Here is an 18,045-nt window from a genome sequence, read left to right as displayed (position 1 = left end):
TTCCTTATCATTTTAAGTTGTAACTTTTATAGTTACAAGTGTTTTTTTAAAAAAACACCCTCCATATGGAAGGTGTCACGATTCCAGCAGCCTTTGGGCGATATATTCTCCTTTTTTACAGCCGCCGGGACAGGCGAATAAGGAAGAGCCGATCGTTTGTGTGTATTCATTCAGCGCATCCTTTGCCGCCAAAGCCTTCAGCATCGGGACAAATTGGCGGTCCGGGTCTTTTTGAAAGCAGATAAACAGCAGGCCTGCGTCAACATAGCCTGTCTTCGGATCAATTCCGTCCGTATAGGAAAATGCCCGGCGCAGGATCTGTCTGCCGGTTGATTTTGCCACGCTGACATGCGAGTCGGCGGGAATTTGATTCAGCTTCACGGGATCGGTTTCCTTTTTTTGTCCGAAAGGCGCGCCCGAGCTTTTCACCCGCCCGAACGTGTCCTCTTGTTCCTTCAAGGATGAACGGTCCCATATATCTAAAAACATCTTAATTTTCCTAAACGCCATGTACGTGCCGCCCGTCATCCAGTCCGGCTCTCCTGATTGAACCCAAACGATCGAATTCATCAGGTTTTCATCCTTCGTGCTTTGGTTGCCGGTGCCGTCTTTGAATCCGAAGAGGTTGCGCGGTGTTTCTCCGTTTTTTCCGCCGCTTAAGAAACCTTTATTAAGAAAGCGGACTTCACACACACCCGATGCCTGTTTCATCAGGTTGCGCACCGCGTGAAACGCCGTTTGTTCATTATCCGCGCAGACCTGTATGACGATATCACCGCCGCCTTGTTTCTTATCGAGCTTGTCGTTAGGCATCGGCGGAATATCGGCGAGGTGCTTCGGTTTTTTATCTTTCAGTCCGAAGCGGTCCTTCCCGTCTTTCTCGAAAAACCCGGGGCCGAAGCCGAAGGTAACGGTCAAATTCGCCGGTGCCAGATCCTGCGACTCCCCGGTATCCTGCGGAGGCATATATTTATTTTTCTGTTCGCCTGACGGGACGGCGCCTGAAGTCAGCAGCTGTGTCAGGCTTGTCCATTGTTTGAAAAGGGAGATGACATCGGCTTTGTCGCTTGACATGACATCAAGCGCCGCAAAATACACATACGTCTGATGCGCCGTTGTGATTCCTGCTTGGTGCTTTCCGTAAAAAGGAACGATTTGATCACGATCATGTTTTTCATCATTCTTCTTTGAAGCGGTGGCCGCCGGTTTGAAGAGCGGCGCGAGTCCCCCGAGGCCGCTCGCTCCGATAGCGACGGCTGCGCCCGCGACGGCGCCCCACTTCAGGACATCCCGTCTGTGGATCTGTTTTTCCTTGTTATGTTCATCGCTCATGCTGTGTCTTAACTCCTTTTAAAGCACATCGGCAATCTTCGACATGGTTTCAGAAAGAGCCGTCAGCTTCGTGCTTATCTCTCTGATTTGATCTGTACTTAATGTATCACAAGACGTATACGATTGATCGCACGTTTTGTATTTCGACATCAAAACTTCAAATTCGCTGAATTCCGCATTAAGTTTTCCGTGACTCTCACTGCGCGCTATTCACTGTTTTATAGAGGGCTTTTGAGCCTTCGGCGCCGGCGGTGATTGGTTCAGGCGTCACTTTGAGAGAAGCGATAGAGCCGTCAAACGCTTCGGTCGATATTGCAAGCTGATTGCTCTGTTCTTGACATACGGCTTATATTCTCCAAGTCCGTCACTGCCTTTTTGCGCACACAGAAAAAGGGCCGCCCTATCGGGACAGCCCTGCTTTGGAGCGCCGAATTCCCTCTGAAAACTTCCGCGCCGCCGCTTTTGGATCTTCGGCTTGGCTGATGGCGCTGATCATGCTGACGCCGTCTGCACCCGCTTCAATGACGGGCGCCGCGTTGTCAGCCGTAATGCCGCCGATTCCTACAATCGGAATGGTGATGCCCTGACGCCGTACCTCTTCAATCAATGTAACGCCCTGCACGGCTTCAGCATCTTTTTTTGTTTCGGTCGGATAGACCGGGCCCATTCCGACGTAATCGGCTCCGGCTTCTTCCGCCCGCTTCACCTCGGAGACGTTATGTGCTGACACACCGAGAATCATATCGCCGATTGCCGCTCTCGTTTCTTCGGCGTCTGCGTCATCCTGTCCGATATGCACTCCGTCCGCCTCAAGGCGCAAGGCCAATTCGACATCATCATTAATGATGAAAGGAATCCCGGCCTGCCTGCAGACATCCTGCACCCGCTTCGCGAACAGGACACGTTCATCCCCTGTTAAAGAACCGCTCCCCTTTTCCCGAAATTGAAAAAGCGTAGCGCCGCCCTCAATTGCTTTTTTCACCACGGAAACCGGGTCTGCGCTTGTATTGTTTGATCCCATAATAAAATAAACCGATAACATATCCTTCATCATTTCCCGAGAAATACGCGTCATTTTTCTATCACCCTTTCAATTGCGGCAAGCTCGGCCGCTTCTTGTTCTGAGATGCTTGCCAGCTTGTTTAAAAGCTCAATCTGGAAGCTGCCCGGCCCCTTATGGGAGGTGTCCAAAGCGGCAAGCTGAGCGGCGCTTCCGTATACAGAAACGGCTGAAACGGCCGCTTGCAGAACGTCCTGCCCCGCTGCGCAGAAGGCTCCGATTACAGACGTCAGCAGGCATCCCGCCCCCGTCACCTTCGTCAGCAGTTTATCACCGTTATGTACGGCGTATGTGTCGGTGCCGTCGGAGATGACGTCGGTTTTTCCGGTAATCGCAATGACCGTCTTCAGCCTGCTTGCAGCCGTCTTAGCGAGCTGAACCGCATCTCCTCCGGCTTCCCCCGCATCCACGCCTTTTATCTTCCAATCAGGGGCGCCGGCAATATTGGCGATTTCCGCGGCATTTCCGCGAATGACGGACAAGCGGACCTCCTGTATGATCTTGCGGGCTGATGCCGTCCGAAACGGCGTGGCGCCGGCGCCTACCGGATCAAAAATGACCGGAACACCGTTTTCATTGGCCGATTTTCCGGCTGCGATCATAGCTTCAACCGACGCCGAACTGAGGGTGCCTATATTCAGGACGAGCGCTCCTGCGATTTTCGCCATGTCGGCGGCCTCCTCAATTGCATAAGCCATAACGGGCGATGCGCCGAGCGCGAGCAGTCCGTTAGCGGTGAAGTTCGTGACGACATTATTGGTGATACTGTGAACGAGCGGGTTTTGATCCCGCACTTTACTCAAGTGTTGAGCTGCGGTTTGTGCGTCCATGCTTAATCATCCTTTTTTCTCTTTTTCGGATTCCATAAATACGATTTCGTATGCTCCAGCCAGGCTCTGGCGGCAAAGGACATATAGCGGTCTTTCCGCCAAATGATTGCTAAATGCCACGGAATGACCGGATGAACGAGCGGAATGGTTCTGACTTTGTCAGGATCAAGACCGCGGCAGATTCTTTCCGGCAAAAGGCCGATACCGAGATTGGCCGATACCATTTCGCTGATAAAGTCCCACTGTGACGTTTCATAAATGACGTGCGGCCTGAATCCGGCTTTCACGCATTCCGTCATAATTCGATTATGAAGGACAAAATCCTCCCTGAAAAATATGAACGGCTCTTCTTTCAATTCGTGAAGACTGCATTCTTTCTCGTCAGCGAGCCGATGTGACGGATGGACGACGAGCATAAGGGTTTCCTTGACGATTGTGAACGTATGAAAAATTTCTTCATTCGCGGGAAGCACGACGACCCCGATATCAAGCGAGCCGTCCTCCACCCCTTGCTGCACTTTAATAGAGCCGTCCTCAACAAGCTGAAACGTCACATCGGGATATGTGACGCGGAAGTCACCGAGCACTCTCGGGAAAAAGCCGGACCCGATCATCGGCGGAAGACCGATGCGGACGTGCCCTTTCTTCACTTCCATAATATCATTCAGCTCTGAAGTCAGGTTTTGGAATGACTTTGTGATTTCCTGCGCCTGCACATACATGCTCTGCCCGGCGTCAGTCAGTTCAACTTGCCGGCCATTGCGGTAAAACAGCTTAATGCCGAGCTCCGTCTCCAGGTTTTTAATCATTTTTGAGATTGTCGGCTGTGAAACATACAGCGACTGTGAAGCCTTCGTAAAGCTTTTCAAACGGGCCACTTCCAAAAAATACGTTAAGTGCCGGATATCCATTACATTTCATCCTTTCTATAGACAAAAGGAATACACATTATTCTTTATATGTATTTTACCTATAGGAAAACCTTCTGTACAATATAAATATAAGGGAGGCATCATTATGAAAAAATTGCTGCTTACCGTTATTCAAATCGCTCTGCTGTTTATATTTGCGCGTCTGATCAATTGGGTCACGGCGGCTCTTCATATAAATATTCCCGGCAGTATAATCGGGATTGTGATTCTTTTCACATTATTGCATTTCAAGATTATCAAACTTGAATGGATTGAGCTTGGCGCAGCATGGCTCCTCGGTGAGCTGCTGCTGTTTTTCATCCCGTCTGCCGTCGGAGTGATTGAATACGGAGATATTATGTCTAAATTCGGCGTAAGCATTTTACTTGTCGTCGTCATCAGCACATTTGTCGTGATGGTTTCAACAGGTACGCTTACACAGCTGATAGCAAAAAGAAAGGAGAAAAAACAAACGTGTTCATCGGAATCATAAGTTTATTCTTAACTGTCTTAGTATATTTGGGCGCGAAAAAACTCTACACTCGTTTTCCGCGGGTGTATACGTCGCCGCTTCTGATTACGCCCGCTGTTTTGGTCGTACTGCTGCTTCTTGTCAATGTCCCGTATCAGACATACAATCTCGGCGGCGGACTGCTGACCGATATGCTTCAGCCGGCAACAGTGGCGTTCGCCATCCCGCTTTATAAATATTTCCCGATTTTAAAGAAATACGCCGTGGAAATTATTTTGAACGTAGCGGTCGGTTCATGTATCGCCATTCTGTCAACGGCCTTTATCGCCAAATGGTTCCATCTCGGCAGCAGCTTAGTCGACAGTCTCGTGCCGCGATCCGTGACGACGCCGATTGCCATGAACGTTTCAGAAATGATCGGCGGGATGCCGGCCGTTACAGCGGTTTTCGTCATTTTAACGGCTTTATTGGGAACGATCATCGGGCCGATGGTCATCCGCTATTTCCGCATTGATAACGAAATTGCCCGGGGCGTGCTGCTCGGAACCAGCGCGCACGGAGCGGGAACATCTAAAGCATTTGAGCTCAGCTCCGTATCAGGAACGATCTCAAGCGTGTCCATGATTCTCGCCGCGATTATGACACTGTGCGCGGCCCCGATTTTGCTTTCGTTTTTTTAACCCTCATTAACTTCACTATATTTAAATTAAAAACACCATTTCTCTTAAGAAATGGTGTTTTTAGTAAACTCAATTTTAATAGCTATTACATTGAAACAATTACACCTCCATCCTTCACTTCAAATATTTCATCACTAATTGATTCAAGAAAGTTTTTATCGTGACTTGAAATAAGAATTAACTTGTTTCTTTTTTTATAGTCGATCAAAAAAGTCTTTATTTTATGAAGTGTTTCTTCATCCAATGCATTAGTTGGCTCATCAAGGATTAGCAAATCCGGATTTTCCATAATAGCTTGTCCAATAGCTAGACGTTGCTTCATTCCTAGTGAGAACTTCTTATACTTTCTTGAATCATTTTTATCCAAACCAACTATGTCTAATGCTTTATTAATATCTGCGTCCGTCGCTTTCTTTTTTATTGATGCAAGCACTTTTAAATTCTGTTTGCCCGTTAAGTGAGGAATAAATTCCGGATTTTCAATAACTATCCCCATGCTCTCTGGAAACGATATATCCTTATGTAAAATGCTTTGGTTCACAGTTATAACACCCTTTTCAGGAACGAGTAGCCCAGAAATCACTCTGAAAAGCATCGATTTCCCCGAACCGTTCACACCTTTAAATCCGTAAACCTTTCCTGAAAATAACTGTAGCGAAACATCATTTACTACCTTATTGGAATTAAGTGTTTTAGTGACATGGTCTAACTTTATTGTTAAAGACATATTGTTCTCCCTTTAAAAAAAGTTTTTGTGTCTAATTTGCTTAATTGCAAGCATAATTAAACAAATTGTTATTATAGTAAAGAAAAACAAATAACCACTATGATTAACTTCATGCGGAGTTATAAGAGTATTGCTAATAAAAGAGTAGTAACCAGGTAAAAAAGGTACGTCAATCCATACAGGAAGTATCAATAGACCATACACTACAAAAAAAGCTTGTATAGGTTTTACTTTCAAAATATAAATGGTTTGAAACAAACCACAAATTAACAAAGTTAAAAAAACTGTAAAAAAAGTATAAGCTGTATAATGGTCATATCTAAAATTTCCATGTTTTAAAAAAACAGCTATATGTACTAATAAAATTAACAACAGACAATAACTAGTACACATTACTATAGTAAAAAAGAGTTTGCCAAATAACCATTGTTTCCTCGAGGATACTCTAGTAAGGACAATAGAAATTGTTTTACTCCGTTGTTGATATAAATAATTACCATTAATCAACAAGTAAAATCCACAGATAAAGAAATAAGGGAACGGCATGAAAAATAATTCATTTCCCATCAACGACTCCCAAACAGAATTAATATTAATTATATTGAGACTATGGACTATCATAAATAGCAAAAAAGCAATAACAAAAATCCAAATTATCCATTGCCATTTATTCTGTCTCCAGATATTTTTCACATCATATAAATACATTTTTTATTTATCTCCTCAGTATTTGAAAAGACTTTGATAGTTTCAAGCAAATCAAGGATGTAAAAACAATTATAAATAATAGATATAATTTATCGTAAAACGTGGATGATATGGCCTGAACAAATATGATTGAAAAATAATCATACATATCATTAAATAGGATTAGTAGTACAATAACCGAACCAATTAACATTCCGTATCTTGGAAACTTCAATTCGAATATCAATATAACTAACTGAATAATTAATAAAACCATTACCCACCCTAATAACAAACATACTAGTTGCAATCCAATAGTCCCATTTGTATAAATTATAGTTTTAAGAAATGTACCAGGTGATAAAAGTAACGCTGTAAGTAAAGTGCTTAATACTGCTAATACTAAAAACAAAATAGTCCTTAATAGGATAAGCTTAATAATAAAACTAAAAAAAATAGTTCTCTTATTAAACCGTGGTATAACATAATTTGAAAAATGCAAACTATTCAAAGACAATAAAAATACACATACTGTTATAAAGCTTGTAGGTCCACCTAATATGTTCAAGAAAATTTTCATAAAACTAATATCTATTGCTGAATTAATTGTATTATTATAAAATACGGCCGAATTTAACAACAGCAAAATTATAAATGTTAATAAAATTCTTTTGTAACTTATTTTCAGTAAATAATACAGAAAGTTATTGTTGAACATATCTTTTCAACCCAATATAAGTTCCTACTAATGAAATTGCTAAAACAAAAGATGGTATCGCAAACAGATATATAATCGAAATACCTGTAATAGTTTGAATGGGACTCATTAACAATATAGGCGATAACTGTGGGTAAAATATTTCGAAAACAGGTTCTAAAACCAAAATAATCAAAAACGGTGACACATATGCAAGATATTTATTCTTTAGGAAAGTAGACAAAAACACTCCTAAAATTGCAAAAGACCCTGCATAGTAAAACAAAATTAAAATATATATTGCCATGTAAATACTAGGATGATACTCTGCAATCTGATGAAACATTCCATAATTATCAACAAATTCAGTATACGGCAACTTGTTTCCGAACATTATTAACATCAATATGAATGATAACACAAAAGGGAGAACAAATAAGAAACCGCCGCTAATAAAGGCTGTTATCACTTTGGAACTAAAATATTTTAATAATGAACAACGTGATATAACAAATTGAAAATAACCATTTTGCTTTTCTTCTAATACATTTGTACTGTACGGTAAGCAAGAAATTAAAACAAATAAGAATATTAAGATACCGCTAATAACAGAGTCGTTCGTGCCTAACCAAAAATACAACGAAAAACTCAAATGATCTTTATCAAAATAAGGAAGAGAAAACTTTTGATAGATTGATATGAAAATATCAATAACGAAAAGGAGAATCATAATTAATAAAGAAAATTTATATTTTTTCGAGCTTAAAACTTCTATGAAATTATTTTTCAATAATTGATAAAACAAAAAAAACCCTCCCAATTCAAATAACTAGAAAGAAAAAATTCTTTCTAGTTATTATCAAATTCTATCTTCTACTATCTGGACTCCAAACTCCTTTTGCTGCAATAACTACTGCATTTGGAGGGCCTTGTACCTCTCCAGCAATTCTTACACCGAGTGCTTTACCATGATTCTTCTCAATTGCAACATTTGGTATATTCTTATGTTGACCACTACTAACAACTACGTAACGACCGCCTGATACATCCTTTTTATCTTTATTAACTATCCACAAATTTATTTTTCTGTCTCTACCTATCCATGAGTTTTTTTGATATACTGAGGAATCATTGTATTTAGTTCTAGACCCTGTATAGTTATTGGCACCAAATCCTTTTGGCATCTCGAGATAATAACCTGTATCTTTTGTGTCTCCTTTTGCCAAAGCATTAGTTGTAACTAAACCTGACAAAAGAACAATCGTTCCGAAAGAATATGTAAGTACTTTTTTGAATTTCACTATTGATCCTCCTTTTTTTGATATATAAGGATTGTATACAAAAAAAATGTATTTAATCAAGTTTTTTTCTATTTTTATCAGACTTATTTCTTTTTTCTATATAAAGAGGTGTTTACTCTAGGATCATCGGACCGGGTCATCCGCTATTTCCGCATTGATAACGAAATTGCCCGGGGCGTGCTGCTCGGAACTAGCGCGCACGGAGCGGGAACATCTAAAGCATTTGAGCTCAGCTCCGTATCAGGAACGATCTCAAGCGTGTCCATGATTCTCGCCGCAATTATGACGCTGTGCGCGGCCCCGATTTTGCTTTCGTTTATGTCATAAAAGACTGCTCCTTACAGAGCGGTCTTTTTTTATTTGCCACTCAGATGGATTTGTCTGTCCTTCATAAAAAGACGAAAACACGATATGATAAGATATGAAGTGAAAAGACTGAAGAACGGATGTGTCATATGAACGGCCAGCAGCGAAGCAGCATCAGAAAAGGACTTGAAGTCGATATCGTCCTGAAAGCCGATCAGCGTTCAGGAAAGCTGACAAGAGGAATCGTGAAAGATATTTTGACGAACTCAAGCTTCCACCCGCGCGGCATTAAGGTCCGCCTTGAAGACGGACGAATCGGCCGGGTGCAGCACATTATTGAATAGAAAAAAGCCGGAGCTTCACGCCCGGCTTTTTTTCTTTAATTTCAGCAATGAAATCCTCATATGTTCTCCCTTTATATACAAAAAATCTTTATCCAACTATTGACTCTTACGCTGCGTAATACTTTAGAGTAGCCATTAAGGAGGCGGCAAACGTGATGGGTATGAAAGTAAAAGAAGTAGCTGAACTGATTGGAGTAAGCATACAGACTCTCCATCATTACGATCAAATCGGATTATTGACTCCTCAGGAAACGACCGATTCCGGTTATCGGCTTTATTCTGAAGAGAATCTTGAACAGCTGCAACAGATATTATTTTTCAAGGAGCTCGATTTTTCCTTAAAAGAGATTAAAGAAATCATTAATAGTCCTTCATTTAACCGAAGGGAGGCATTACTATTACAAAAGAAAATGTTGATTGAGAAACGAAATAGAGTAGACAAGATGATTGAAACCATAGATAGATAAATCAATCAAACATATCAAGGGAGAAATCTCCATGACAAACAAAGAGAGGTTTGAAGGTATTCACTTTAAGCATAATCTTTATGAACAAGAAGCTCGCAAACGGTGGGGCGATCAACCCGTCGATGAGGTAAATATAAGATTGAAAAACATGACTGATGGTGAGCAAAAAGATTTATCTGATAAGTGGACTGCAATGTTCAATAAATTTGCACTCCTTATTAACCAATCTCCCAAGTCCCCAGACGTACAAACAGCTATCAAAGAGTGGTTTGATTTTCTCAATGAAAATTTTGGTGAATATTCTTTTGATGCCTTTTACGGATTAGGTCAACTCTATATTGAAGATAAACGCTTCACTAAGAACATCGATCAGTATGGTGAAGGGTTGGCGAAGCTCATGAGTGATGCCATTACAATTTATATAGATCATCAAAAAAAGGGTGGTACCCATTAAAATCATTATCGAGGATACAATTGGGCAATACGAAACGTTATTTTCAATGATTGAAAATAGAGAAGATTATTATCGGTATTCAATGATGAAACCTTTTGAAGATATGTGGAAAAAGATGAATGTTCCCTTAAAGGCAAAGCAACCTAACGGATATGATGTAATCATGGCTACAAATATGCTGGGCTATCTGAGCATATTTGATACGGAAACCGGAAGAAAAGCATTAGAGAATCTAAAAGAAATTCAAGCTCTTCAAATTGCATATGGCACTTTAACTCATTGTGTAGAATTTATCCAACAAAACCGCTTAAAAATAAATGCTGATGAAATAAGGTTTGGGATGTATCTGGCCAATCCAAAAAAGCTTGAGTTACATAGAGGGTATTGTGGATTCGGAGGAATTCCGGGATTTATTCAAGTTTCAATATTCCCCAATTCTTATAACATACCGAGACTGCCTGCTGTAATCGCACATGAATTTCATCATAATATTCGTTTTTCGTATTTCAATTGGGATTATGGGAACGTAACGGTTGGTGATTACTTAATGATAGAGGGGTTGGCAGAATCGTTTGCCAAAGAACTTTACGGAGAAGCTCTGTTAGGTCCCTGGGTTACTTCTTTTGAAAAAGAAGACTTAGAATACTCAAAAGAAATTATCAAAGACTCATTAAATGTGAAAGGGTTTGCTGAGGTCAGCAGTTACATGTTTGGTGACACCTTTGCAGCCGAACAAGGTTATCAGCCTGTCGGCTTATCACCGTTTGCAGGTTATGCGGTTGGCTACCAAGCGGTGCAATCCTTCATGAAAACCAACAATGTGGGCATTAGTGAGGCCACTTTACTTGGCACAGATGAGATACTAAGTAATAGCGGGTTGTTTCTTTAAACAGTAAGATATGAAGATTATTTTATCCCGTATTAAAGCGATGGAAGAGGGTTTTCTTTTCCCCTCTTTCCACGCTATAAATGATCATCCTATTTTTTCCGCAAGAAAACAACCTTCAAATAATTCCCTTCTTTAAACGCGGGAATCGTTTTGAAATCTTCCGGAAGCGTATATTCTTCCAAAATGTCGTAACGCTCATTTGTTTCTTTAAAGGCGGTCTCTATAAAGCCTTTAAATTTCTTCATATTGAAGGCGCTGCTGTTTGTCGAAGCGATGATGATGCCGTTTTTTGCAGTGATGGCGATCGTTTCCTTCAGCAGGTTTTTATAATCTTTCGCCGCGCTGAACGTCCGTTTTTTTGTGCGGGCGAAAGAAGGCGGATCAAGGATGATGAGGTCAAACTCCAGCCCTTTTTTCGCCGCATAGCCGAAGTATTTGAAAACATCCATGACCTTAATGTCATGCGCCTCATAATCAATTCCGTTGGCGCTGAACTGTTCAATCGTTTTTGCGAGACTGCGGTTGGCGACATCGACGCTGGTCGTTTTCTCAGCTCCGCCAAGCGCCGCCGCGATGGAAAATGCCCCCGTATAAGAGAACGTATTCAGCACCCGTCTGCCGTTTGCATACTTATCCCGAATCGCTTTGCGCACATGACGCTGGTCTAAGAAAATGCCCGTCATCGCCCCATCGTTTAAATCCACCGCGTACTGTATGCCGTTTTCTTGAACAATGACCGGAAAATCTCCTCTTTCGCCTTTGACAAAATCGTCGTCTTCCACGTATTGCCCGGCCGTATCGAATCGTTTCTTTTCATAGATCGCTTTATAAGAAAGCTCCAGTCCGTCAATCGCCTCAATCATGCTGTCCTTATAAGCGTAAATGCCTTTACTGTACCATTGAATCAGCAGATAACCGTCATAAAAGTCAATCGTGACGCCGCCGATGCCGTCGCCCTCACCGTTGAAAAGCCGGAACGCCGTCGTATCGGGCGCCTTAAACAGATGGGCTCTTGCTTCAGCCGCTTTTTTCAGCTTGTCCAGAAAGAAACGTCCGTCGATCCGTTCATCTCTCGCGCGGGACAGCACCCAGCCGACTCCTTTATTCTGCAAACCGTAATAGCCTTTTCCGATAAACTCACCCTTCTCGGATGTCACATCAAAAAGATCGCCCTCTGTTAAATGAGCCGAGCTTCCGGACAGAGCGTCTTTTTCAATCAGGGGGAATCCTTTTTTCAGCTTTCCGGCAAATGTATCTTTCACTGTAAGTAGCTTCATTGTGCATTCCTCTTTCGTTTTGCTTTCTCTTATCGTACCATAAAACATGATCAACACCGCATTGTCCCGAAAAATTCAAAACAGGGGGAAAATCATGACAGCCAAAAGAATCGACCATACAGGCATTATGGTCAAAGATATTGAAACATCCATCGCCTTTTACCAAGACGTTCTCGGTATGACGTTAAAGGATCGTATCACTCATACGAACGGCATTATTGAACTTGCCTTTCTCGGCTTTCAAGAAGGGCCGGAGACGGAAATTGAGCTGATCCAGGGCTACAGCAGCGAGCTTCCCGCAGAAGGAAAAGTTCACCATGTCGCTTTATTGACTGAAGATATCGCGGTGGAGTTCACGCATGCGAAGCGTCAGGGCGCCGTATTTATCGATGAGGAAATCACGACGCTTCCGAACGGATATCGCTACTTTTACATTGAAGGACCTGACGGCGAATGGATCGAATTTTTCCAGCGTTAAAAAAAACGGGCGAAGGCGCCCGTTTTTTTTTATGTTTCTTCAGTGACGTTTTGTTCCGCCGCCCGTTCCTCTCTCCATTTTTGAAGATCCCAAATTCGGAAAAACGGATAATAGATGATAAATGTAATCAGGAGATTGATCAGCTGCATGACCGAACCGGAGATTTTCCCGCCCGTCGCCAAATAACCGGAAATCAGCGGCGGCATCGTCCACGGCACGGCGATTCCCGCCGGTTTTGCCACCATCCCCGTGCTCATCCCGATGTACGTCGCCGTAATGGTCAAGAGCGGCGCAATGATAAAGGGCACGATTAACAGCGGATTCATGACGAGCGGCATCCCGAAAATAATCGGTTCGTTAATGTTAAAAATCGCGGGCCCGATGCCGAGACGGCCGAGCTGTTTCATCTGTTTGCTTCTGGAGCGCACAAGCATGGTCAGCACAAGGGCAAGCGTCGCTCCGCTTCCGCCGACATTAATCCATATTTGAAAGAACTGTGTCGTAAAAATGCTCGGCAGCGCTTCTCCCGCCTGAAAAGCCAAACGGTTGGCATCCATCGCCCCGTACCAGATCGGCGACATGACGCCGCCGATAATGGACGCGCCGTGTATGCCGCACGACCAAAGCAGCATTTGCACGAATTCGGCGATAAGACTTCCGCCGAGACTCCCGCCCAAAATAGACAGCGGGGTGCCCAGCAGATCGCCTACGACATTGTGGAGGCTTTTAAAAGGAGTTATTTCAATAAACAGACGGGCCAGCCATACAAGCGTAATAATAATGAAACCGGGGATGAGCGCAACGAACGATTTGCTGACCGCAGGCGGCACTCCGTCAGGCATCTTAATAACGATATTTCTTTGTATGATAAACCGGTACACTTCCGTTGACAGCATTGCAATGATCATCGCGACAAACAGACCTTTGCTTCCGAGCAGCGAAATCGGAATGCCGCCTCCCACCATAATCTCTGTTGCCGAGCCGTCAGGAATAAACGGAATCTGATACGGCGTCGCCAATAAAAAGGCGGCAAGGGCAATGGCTCCCGACGACAGGGCATCCACCTCATAGCTTTCCGCAAGCCGGTAAGCAATCCCAAAGGCGGCGACAAGCGCCATAATGTCAAAGGACGCATTCACGGGATACCCGAGCTTTTCAACCCAATTTTCACCGAAAAGACCAGCCATAAAATCGGCATAACCGGGAATCGGAAGACTCGTCAGAATCAGAAAAACCGATCCGATGATGATAAGCGGCATAGTCAAAATAATGCCGTCCCGCAAAGCTCTTAAGTGCCTTTGGCCGGCGACTTTTCCGGCGACAGGCATGATTTTTTCTTCCATGACCCGATTGAACGTACTCATTTATCAAAAACCCCCTTTTTGAGTTCATTGCGCAGATGTCTTAAAGCATTTTCTCCATCATATTTTGGAAACGCTTACATTTGCATACAGAAATTTTCCTTATCCCTCAGGAAAAAAAGAATTCCGCACTGCCGATATATAAAGAAAAAGGGGGAATTGCAATGTATCACATCCTGAAACCGATAATGGCCGCGGCCTTGTGCGTCAGCCTGTTCTCCGCCGCGGCGCCCGCGCACGCCGAGACGCACGACCGGGACGTTATCGTGGTGTACAAAAATCAAAACGGCAAGGAATCCGCCATAGACAGCGGAGCGGATGTGGAACAGACCTATCAGCATCTCCCGGCAGTCGCCGTGTCAGCCGATTCACAAACGGTGAAAGACCTGAAACAGGACCCTGACATCTTATATGTAGAAGACAATGTATCCTTTCAGGCAGCAGGCGGTTCTGATATCCGCCCGTTATCAGCGGCCCAAAGCAGCAGTTACGCGCTGCCGCAATGGGATATAGAACCGACTCAGGTCAAGCAGGCGTGGAAAGAAGGCTTGACGGGAAAAAAGGTGAAAGTGGCTGTCATTGACAGCGGCATTTACCCTCATGATGACCTTTCCATTGCCGGAGGCTATTCCGCAGTCAGCTATACTTCTCATACAAAGATGACAACGGACACGGGACGCATGTCGCCGGAATCATTGCGGCCAAACATGACGGATACGGCATTGACGGCATCGCGCCGGATGTCCGGTTATATGCGGTTAAGGCATTAGACAGAAAGGGTGCAGGCGATCTTAAAAGCCTTCTTAAAGCGATCGACTGGTCGATCGCCAACAAAATGGACATCATCAATATGAGCCTCGGAACTAACGCAGACAGCAAAATTCTTCACGACGCCGTAGACAAAGCATACAAAAAAGGAATCGTGATCGTAGCAGCCGCAGGAAACGACGGCAACAAAAAACCCGTCAATTATCCGGGTGCCTACAGCAGCGTAACGGCAGTCTCAGCGTCAACTGAAAAAAACGGGCTCGCGGCTTTTTCCACGACCGGAAAACAAATTGAATTTGCCGCACCCGGCACCAATATTACGAGCACGTATCTAAATCAAATGTACGCCACGGCTGACGGCACATCTCAAGCCGCGCCCCACGTCACCGGCATGTTCGCGCTGCTCAGGCAGAAATATCCCGAGGAAACAAATACACAGCTCCGGCAGCAGATGCAGCAAAACATCAAAGATCTGGGCGCTCCCGGACGTGACAGCCGATTCGGGTACGGCCTAGTACAATATCCCGTAAAGCAAAAGAGTTTCGCCGAACGGGCCGTAATAAAAGCGGAAAAGACGAAAAAACAGGCAGATATCAATCAAGCAAAAACGGCAGTCAGCAAGCTGTCCAAGTCAAAGGGAAAAACCGCTCTCGAGGCGCGGATCAATAAAGTCCAGACGGCAAGAAATGTGACGGACGCAAGAGACAAGGTCCGGACTGCCGAAAAACAAAAGAAAAAAACCGCCGTCAATGCCGCACAAAGCGCCATTCGCAAATTACCGGCCGGTTCAGAGAAAAAAGGGCTGCAAAAACGGCTGAACGCTGTCAACTCAAGCCTTTTGAAAACAGCTGAGGCCAGCGTCAAGCAGGCGGAAAAAAAGACCTCTGAGGCCAGCACCGCAAAAGCCCAAAAAGCCGTCAGCGAAATCCAGCTGGGAAAAGAAAAAACCGCTCTGGAAAAACGGCTTGACCGGATAAAAGATAAACTCAACCGGCAGCAGGCTAGAGACAAAGTAAAAGCGGCTGAAAAAACCAAGACGAAAAAAGCAAAATCAGCGGCGCAAACGGCAGTCAGCCGGTTGAAGCCGTCTGCCGAAAAGACCAGTCTGCAAAAACGCGTGCGTGCGATTCGGGTGAAATAATAAAAAAAACGCTTGAGAGCCGGATAGCGGCTTCACAAGCGTTTTCATCACACCTGCCTATTGGTTCATGGCCGGGCGGTCAATCGTGTTCCATTTCGTAAAGGACATATATCGGAAATAATGATCACGATACGGGTGCGAGGTGCCTGTATTCCAAGGCTTGTCGCTGCCGCAGAAATGGACGATGGCCGGTTCGGCACGTGTTTCTCTGTAACGTATACGGTCGATCAGTTCAGGAGGCGTTTTCTCATTCATGATAATATGCGTCTGCGCGTTCCACCGCGGATGCAGTTCATGCCATTGATCATATAAGATCGCGTTAAGCGCGTCCTGATCATGGAACACGAGAAAATCCTCCGAGCTGTTTTCGTTGATAAAATCAATCACCTTTTTGGAAATATTTTGTTTTCTCCAAGGTTCGAAATCTATAATCATAATGCCGGAATTAAAATACTTGGCAGTGTCGCTGATATTCATTTTTTTCAGTCTTTCATGCTGTCCGGCGTCTTCTACCGCCGCAACTATTGCCGGGGAAATATCCAAGTCCCATAAAACCGAAATATCTTCCATCACAATTGCATCGCAATCAATGTAAATCATCCGCTTTACGGACTCATCCTTAATTAAATCAGGGATGGAAATGCGGTAATAAGCCGCTTTTGTAATGTGGCTGCTTTCGACTGCATGCTTGTATTGATCAGCGTCTACTTCTAAAAATTCAAGCGGCGTCCCGAATGACATCGCGGTCTGTTCAAGCTTGTCCTTGTTTTCGGAAGTAATTCCGCCGTCGATCACATATAATTTCGCATCCCTTGTTTTATCCATATTCATCAATAAAGAAGCGAACATCCCACCCAAATGACGAGCATAATGATCATCGGCACATGATACGATATGCATTGTTTCATTCTTTCCCACTGATATTCATCTCCCTTTTTGTTGTACAAATGTCTTTCCCTTTTTTTAAAAAGTAAACCTCGATCTTACACATTTTTTCTGAGGGAATGTGCTGTTTGCGATTTGATATCTATTGCATTCTCTATTCAAATTCAATCAGGATTTCAGCCTGAATCATCGTCAGAATACATCGCGCGGGAAAGCGAAAACACCTAAACATAAAAACAACCAGCCGGACTGCACATAAAAGCGGTCCGGCTGTTTGTGATGCGTCAATCGTTTAATCGACTTCTTTCTTAATCCCAAGCATCTTTTCGTCTAAATAATGGGCGATGTCCGCTGCTTCCTTCAGCTCGTCGGTCAGATGCTTTGGGACTTCGTTATTTAATTTGTAATAAATTTTATGTTCAAGACTCGCCCAAAAATCCATGGCGATGGTGCGGATTTGAATTTCCGCCTTCACATATTCCACACGATTCGTCAAATAAACGGGAATTTCAATAATCAAATGCAGGCTGCGGTAGCCGTTCGGCTTCGGATGTTTGATATAATCCTTCACCTTTACGATCTTCAGATCCTTATGCTGCTTCAAAACCTCAGCGACATTATAAATATCGGAAATAAAGGAACAGATAATCCTGACACCCGCGATATCATGAATATGCTCTTTCATTTCCTGCGTCGTCACATCGCAGCCTTTTCGCATCAGTTTATTGACGATGCTTTCAAAACTTTTCACGCGTGATTTTGTATGCTCGATCGGGTTATGCCCGTGAATCAGATTATATTCCTGGCTGATGATAGAAAACTTCGTATCCAGCTCATCTAAAGCGAATTTATAAACTAATAATTCATTTTTCCAATCTTCCATGACCGTTTTTAAATCATCCATATGGGCTGTTGACAAGTCCATTTTTTTCATCTCCTTGCTTTGCTGTCCATATATGAGACGGGTCAGTCCGCGGT

Annotated in this window: 17 protein-coding genes and 4 pseudogenes; 8 read left to right on the top strand and 13 right to left on the bottom strand. The window is 43.6% G+C overall.

Annotated features, from left to right (window positions below; all coding sequences use genetic code 11):
• Positions 1-75: 75 nt before the first annotated feature.
• From efeB to cidR, 5 genes and pseudogenes are all read right to left on the bottom strand, one after another.
• On the bottom strand, positions 76-1,332 hold the full coding sequence (gene efeB / locus OVA33_RS05950) for an iron uptake transporter deferrochelatase/peroxidase subunit (RefSeq protein ID WP_128974143.1): 1,257 nt from the start codon (positions 1,330-1,332) through the stop codon (positions 76-78).
• A gap of 18 nt (positions 1,333-1,350) precedes the next feature.
• Positions 1,351-1,660 (bottom strand): annotated as a pseudogene (locus OVA33_RS20625) (Efem/EfeO family lipoprotein); the annotation flags it as partial.
• Between the two features lie 72 nt (positions 1,661-1,732).
• Positions 1,733-2,407 (bottom strand): thiamine phosphate synthase, encoded by a 675-nt coding sequence (gene thiE / locus OVA33_RS05940; protein WP_104842941.1) that lies wholly within the window; start codon positions 2,405-2,407, stop codon positions 1,733-1,735.
• Entirely contained in the window at positions 2,404-3,222 is an 819-nt protein-coding gene (gene thiM / locus OVA33_RS05935) for a hydroxyethylthiazole kinase (protein WP_063636530.1), read from the bottom strand. Before thiM ends, thiE begins: the two co-directional genes overlap by 4 nt.
• 2 nt (positions 3,223-3,224) lie before the next feature.
• Entirely contained in the window at positions 3,225-4,133 is a 909-nt protein-coding gene (gene cidR, locus OVA33_RS05930) for a cidABC operon transcriptional activator CidR (RefSeq protein ID WP_003150908.1), read from the bottom strand.
• A gap of 106 nt (positions 4,134-4,239) precedes the next feature.
• Here cidR and OVA33_RS05925 point away from each other — a divergent pair, with 106 nt between their 5' ends.
• Positions 4,240-4,626, top strand: a complete 387-nt coding sequence (locus OVA33_RS05925; RefSeq protein WP_007407725.1) for a CidA/LrgA family holin-like protein — start codon at positions 4,240-4,242, stop codon at positions 4,624-4,626.
• Complete coding sequence (locus OVA33_RS05920) at positions 4,608-5,285, top strand: CidB/LrgB family autolysis modulator (RefSeq protein ID WP_017418642.1); 678 nt, start codon at positions 4,608-4,610, stop codon at positions 5,283-5,285. The genes OVA33_RS05925 and OVA33_RS05920 overlap by 19 nt, the downstream gene beginning before the upstream one ends.
• An 85-nt stretch (positions 5,286-5,370) precedes the next feature.
• Here OVA33_RS05920 and OVA33_RS05915 read toward each other — a convergent pair whose 3' ends face one another.
• From OVA33_RS05915 to OVA33_RS05900, 4 genes are all read right to left on the bottom strand, one after another.
• Positions 5,371-6,012, bottom strand: a complete 642-nt coding sequence (locus tag OVA33_RS05915; RefSeq protein ID WP_017418641.1) for an ATP-binding cassette domain-containing protein — start codon at positions 6,010-6,012, stop codon at positions 5,371-5,373.
• A 12-nt stretch (positions 6,013-6,024) separates the two neighbouring features.
• Positions 6,025-6,579, bottom strand: coding sequence for an ABC transporter permease (locus OVA33_RS05910; RefSeq protein WP_223254685.1), 555 nt, complete (start codon positions 6,577-6,579; stop codon positions 6,025-6,027).
• 824 nt (positions 6,580-7,403) lie between these two features.
• Positions 7,404-8,201: an ABC transporter permease gene (locus OVA33_RS05905; protein ID WP_017418638.1), complete on the bottom strand. Its 798-nt coding sequence runs from the start codon at positions 8,199-8,201 to the stop codon at positions 7,404-7,406.
• A 61-nt stretch (positions 8,202-8,262) separates the two neighbouring features.
• Positions 8,263-8,697 (bottom strand): hypothetical protein, encoded by a 435-nt coding sequence (locus OVA33_RS05900; RefSeq protein WP_025650423.1) that lies wholly within the window; start codon positions 8,695-8,697, stop codon positions 8,263-8,265.
• Positions 8,698-8,832: 135 nt separating this feature from the next.
• On the opposite strand from OVA33_RS05900, the pseudogene OVA33_RS05895 reads away from it, so the two are divergent.
• The 4 genes and pseudogenes from OVA33_RS05895 to OVA33_RS05880 form a co-directional block, all read left to right on the top strand.
• Positions 8,833-9,024, top strand: a pseudogene (locus tag OVA33_RS05895) (LrgB family protein); the annotation flags it as partial.
• Between the two features lie 128 nt (positions 9,025-9,152).
• Complete coding sequence (locus OVA33_RS05890) at positions 9,153-9,347, top strand: YwbE family protein (protein ID WP_003150901.1); 195 nt, start codon at positions 9,153-9,155, stop codon at positions 9,345-9,347.
• A gap of 155 nt (positions 9,348-9,502) precedes the next feature.
• Positions 9,503-10,268: pseudogene (locus OVA33_RS05885) on the top strand (MerR family transcriptional regulator).
• Positions 10,255-11,157 (top strand): DUF2268 domain-containing putative Zn-dependent protease, encoded by a 903-nt coding sequence (locus tag OVA33_RS05880; protein ID WP_128974144.1) that lies wholly within the window; start codon positions 10,255-10,257, stop codon positions 11,155-11,157. Before OVA33_RS05885 ends, OVA33_RS05880 begins: the two are co-directional and overlap by 14 nt.
• An 89-nt stretch (positions 11,158-11,246) precedes the next feature.
• Here the strand turns inward: OVA33_RS05880 and OVA33_RS05875 are convergent, their stop codons facing one another.
• The gene (locus OVA33_RS05875; RefSeq protein ID WP_061581635.1) at positions 11,247-12,434 is read right to left on the bottom strand and encodes a class I SAM-dependent rRNA methyltransferase; all 1,188 of its coding nucleotides are present in this window, start codon (positions 12,432-12,434) and stop codon (positions 11,247-11,249) included.
• Between the two features lie 94 nt (positions 12,435-12,528).
• On the opposite strand from OVA33_RS05875, the gene OVA33_RS05870 reads away from it, so the two are divergent.
• Complete coding sequence (locus OVA33_RS05870; protein ID WP_017418633.1) at positions 12,529-12,912, top strand: glyoxalase GlxA; 384 nt, start codon at positions 12,529-12,531, stop codon at positions 12,910-12,912.
• A 29-nt stretch (positions 12,913-12,941) separates the two neighbouring features.
• Here OVA33_RS05870 and celB read toward each other — a convergent pair whose 3' ends face one another.
• Positions 12,942-14,276 (bottom strand): PTS cellobiose transporter subunit IIC, encoded by a 1,335-nt coding sequence (gene celB / locus OVA33_RS05865; RefSeq protein ID WP_007407728.1) that lies wholly within the window; start codon positions 14,274-14,276, stop codon positions 12,942-12,944.
• 161 nt (positions 14,277-14,437) lie between these two features.
• On the opposite strand from celB, the pseudogene OVA33_RS05860 reads away from it, so the two are divergent.
• Positions 14,438-16,182, top strand: a pseudogene (locus OVA33_RS05860) (S8 family serine peptidase).
• Between the two features lie 57 nt (positions 16,183-16,239).
• On the opposite strand, the gene OVA33_RS05855 reads toward OVA33_RS05860, so the two are convergent.
• Both OVA33_RS05855 and OVA33_RS05850 read right to left on the bottom strand, forming a co-directional pair.
• A complete protein-coding gene (locus tag OVA33_RS05855; RefSeq protein ID WP_063636531.1) occupies positions 16,240-17,100 on the bottom strand; it encodes a glycosyltransferase family 8 protein in 861 nt (286 codons plus the stop codon).
• Positions 17,101-17,359: 259 nt separating this feature from the next.
• Positions 17,360-17,992 carry a GTP pyrophosphokinase YwaC gene (locus OVA33_RS05850; RefSeq protein WP_007407732.1) on the bottom strand — a complete coding sequence of 211 codons (633 nt, stop codon included), beginning with the start codon at positions 17,990-17,992 and terminating at the stop codon, positions 17,360-17,362.
• Between the last annotated feature and the right edge of the window lie 53 nt (positions 17,993-18,045).

The sequence above is a fragment of the Bacillus sp. KICET-1 genome (assembly GCF_027721405.1).
Classification (GTDB): Bacteria; Bacillota; Bacilli; order Bacillales; family Bacillaceae; genus Bacillus; species Bacillus velezensis.
Note: the sequence above shows the minus strand (reverse complement) of the source record. Positions and strands in the feature narration are given on the sequence as shown.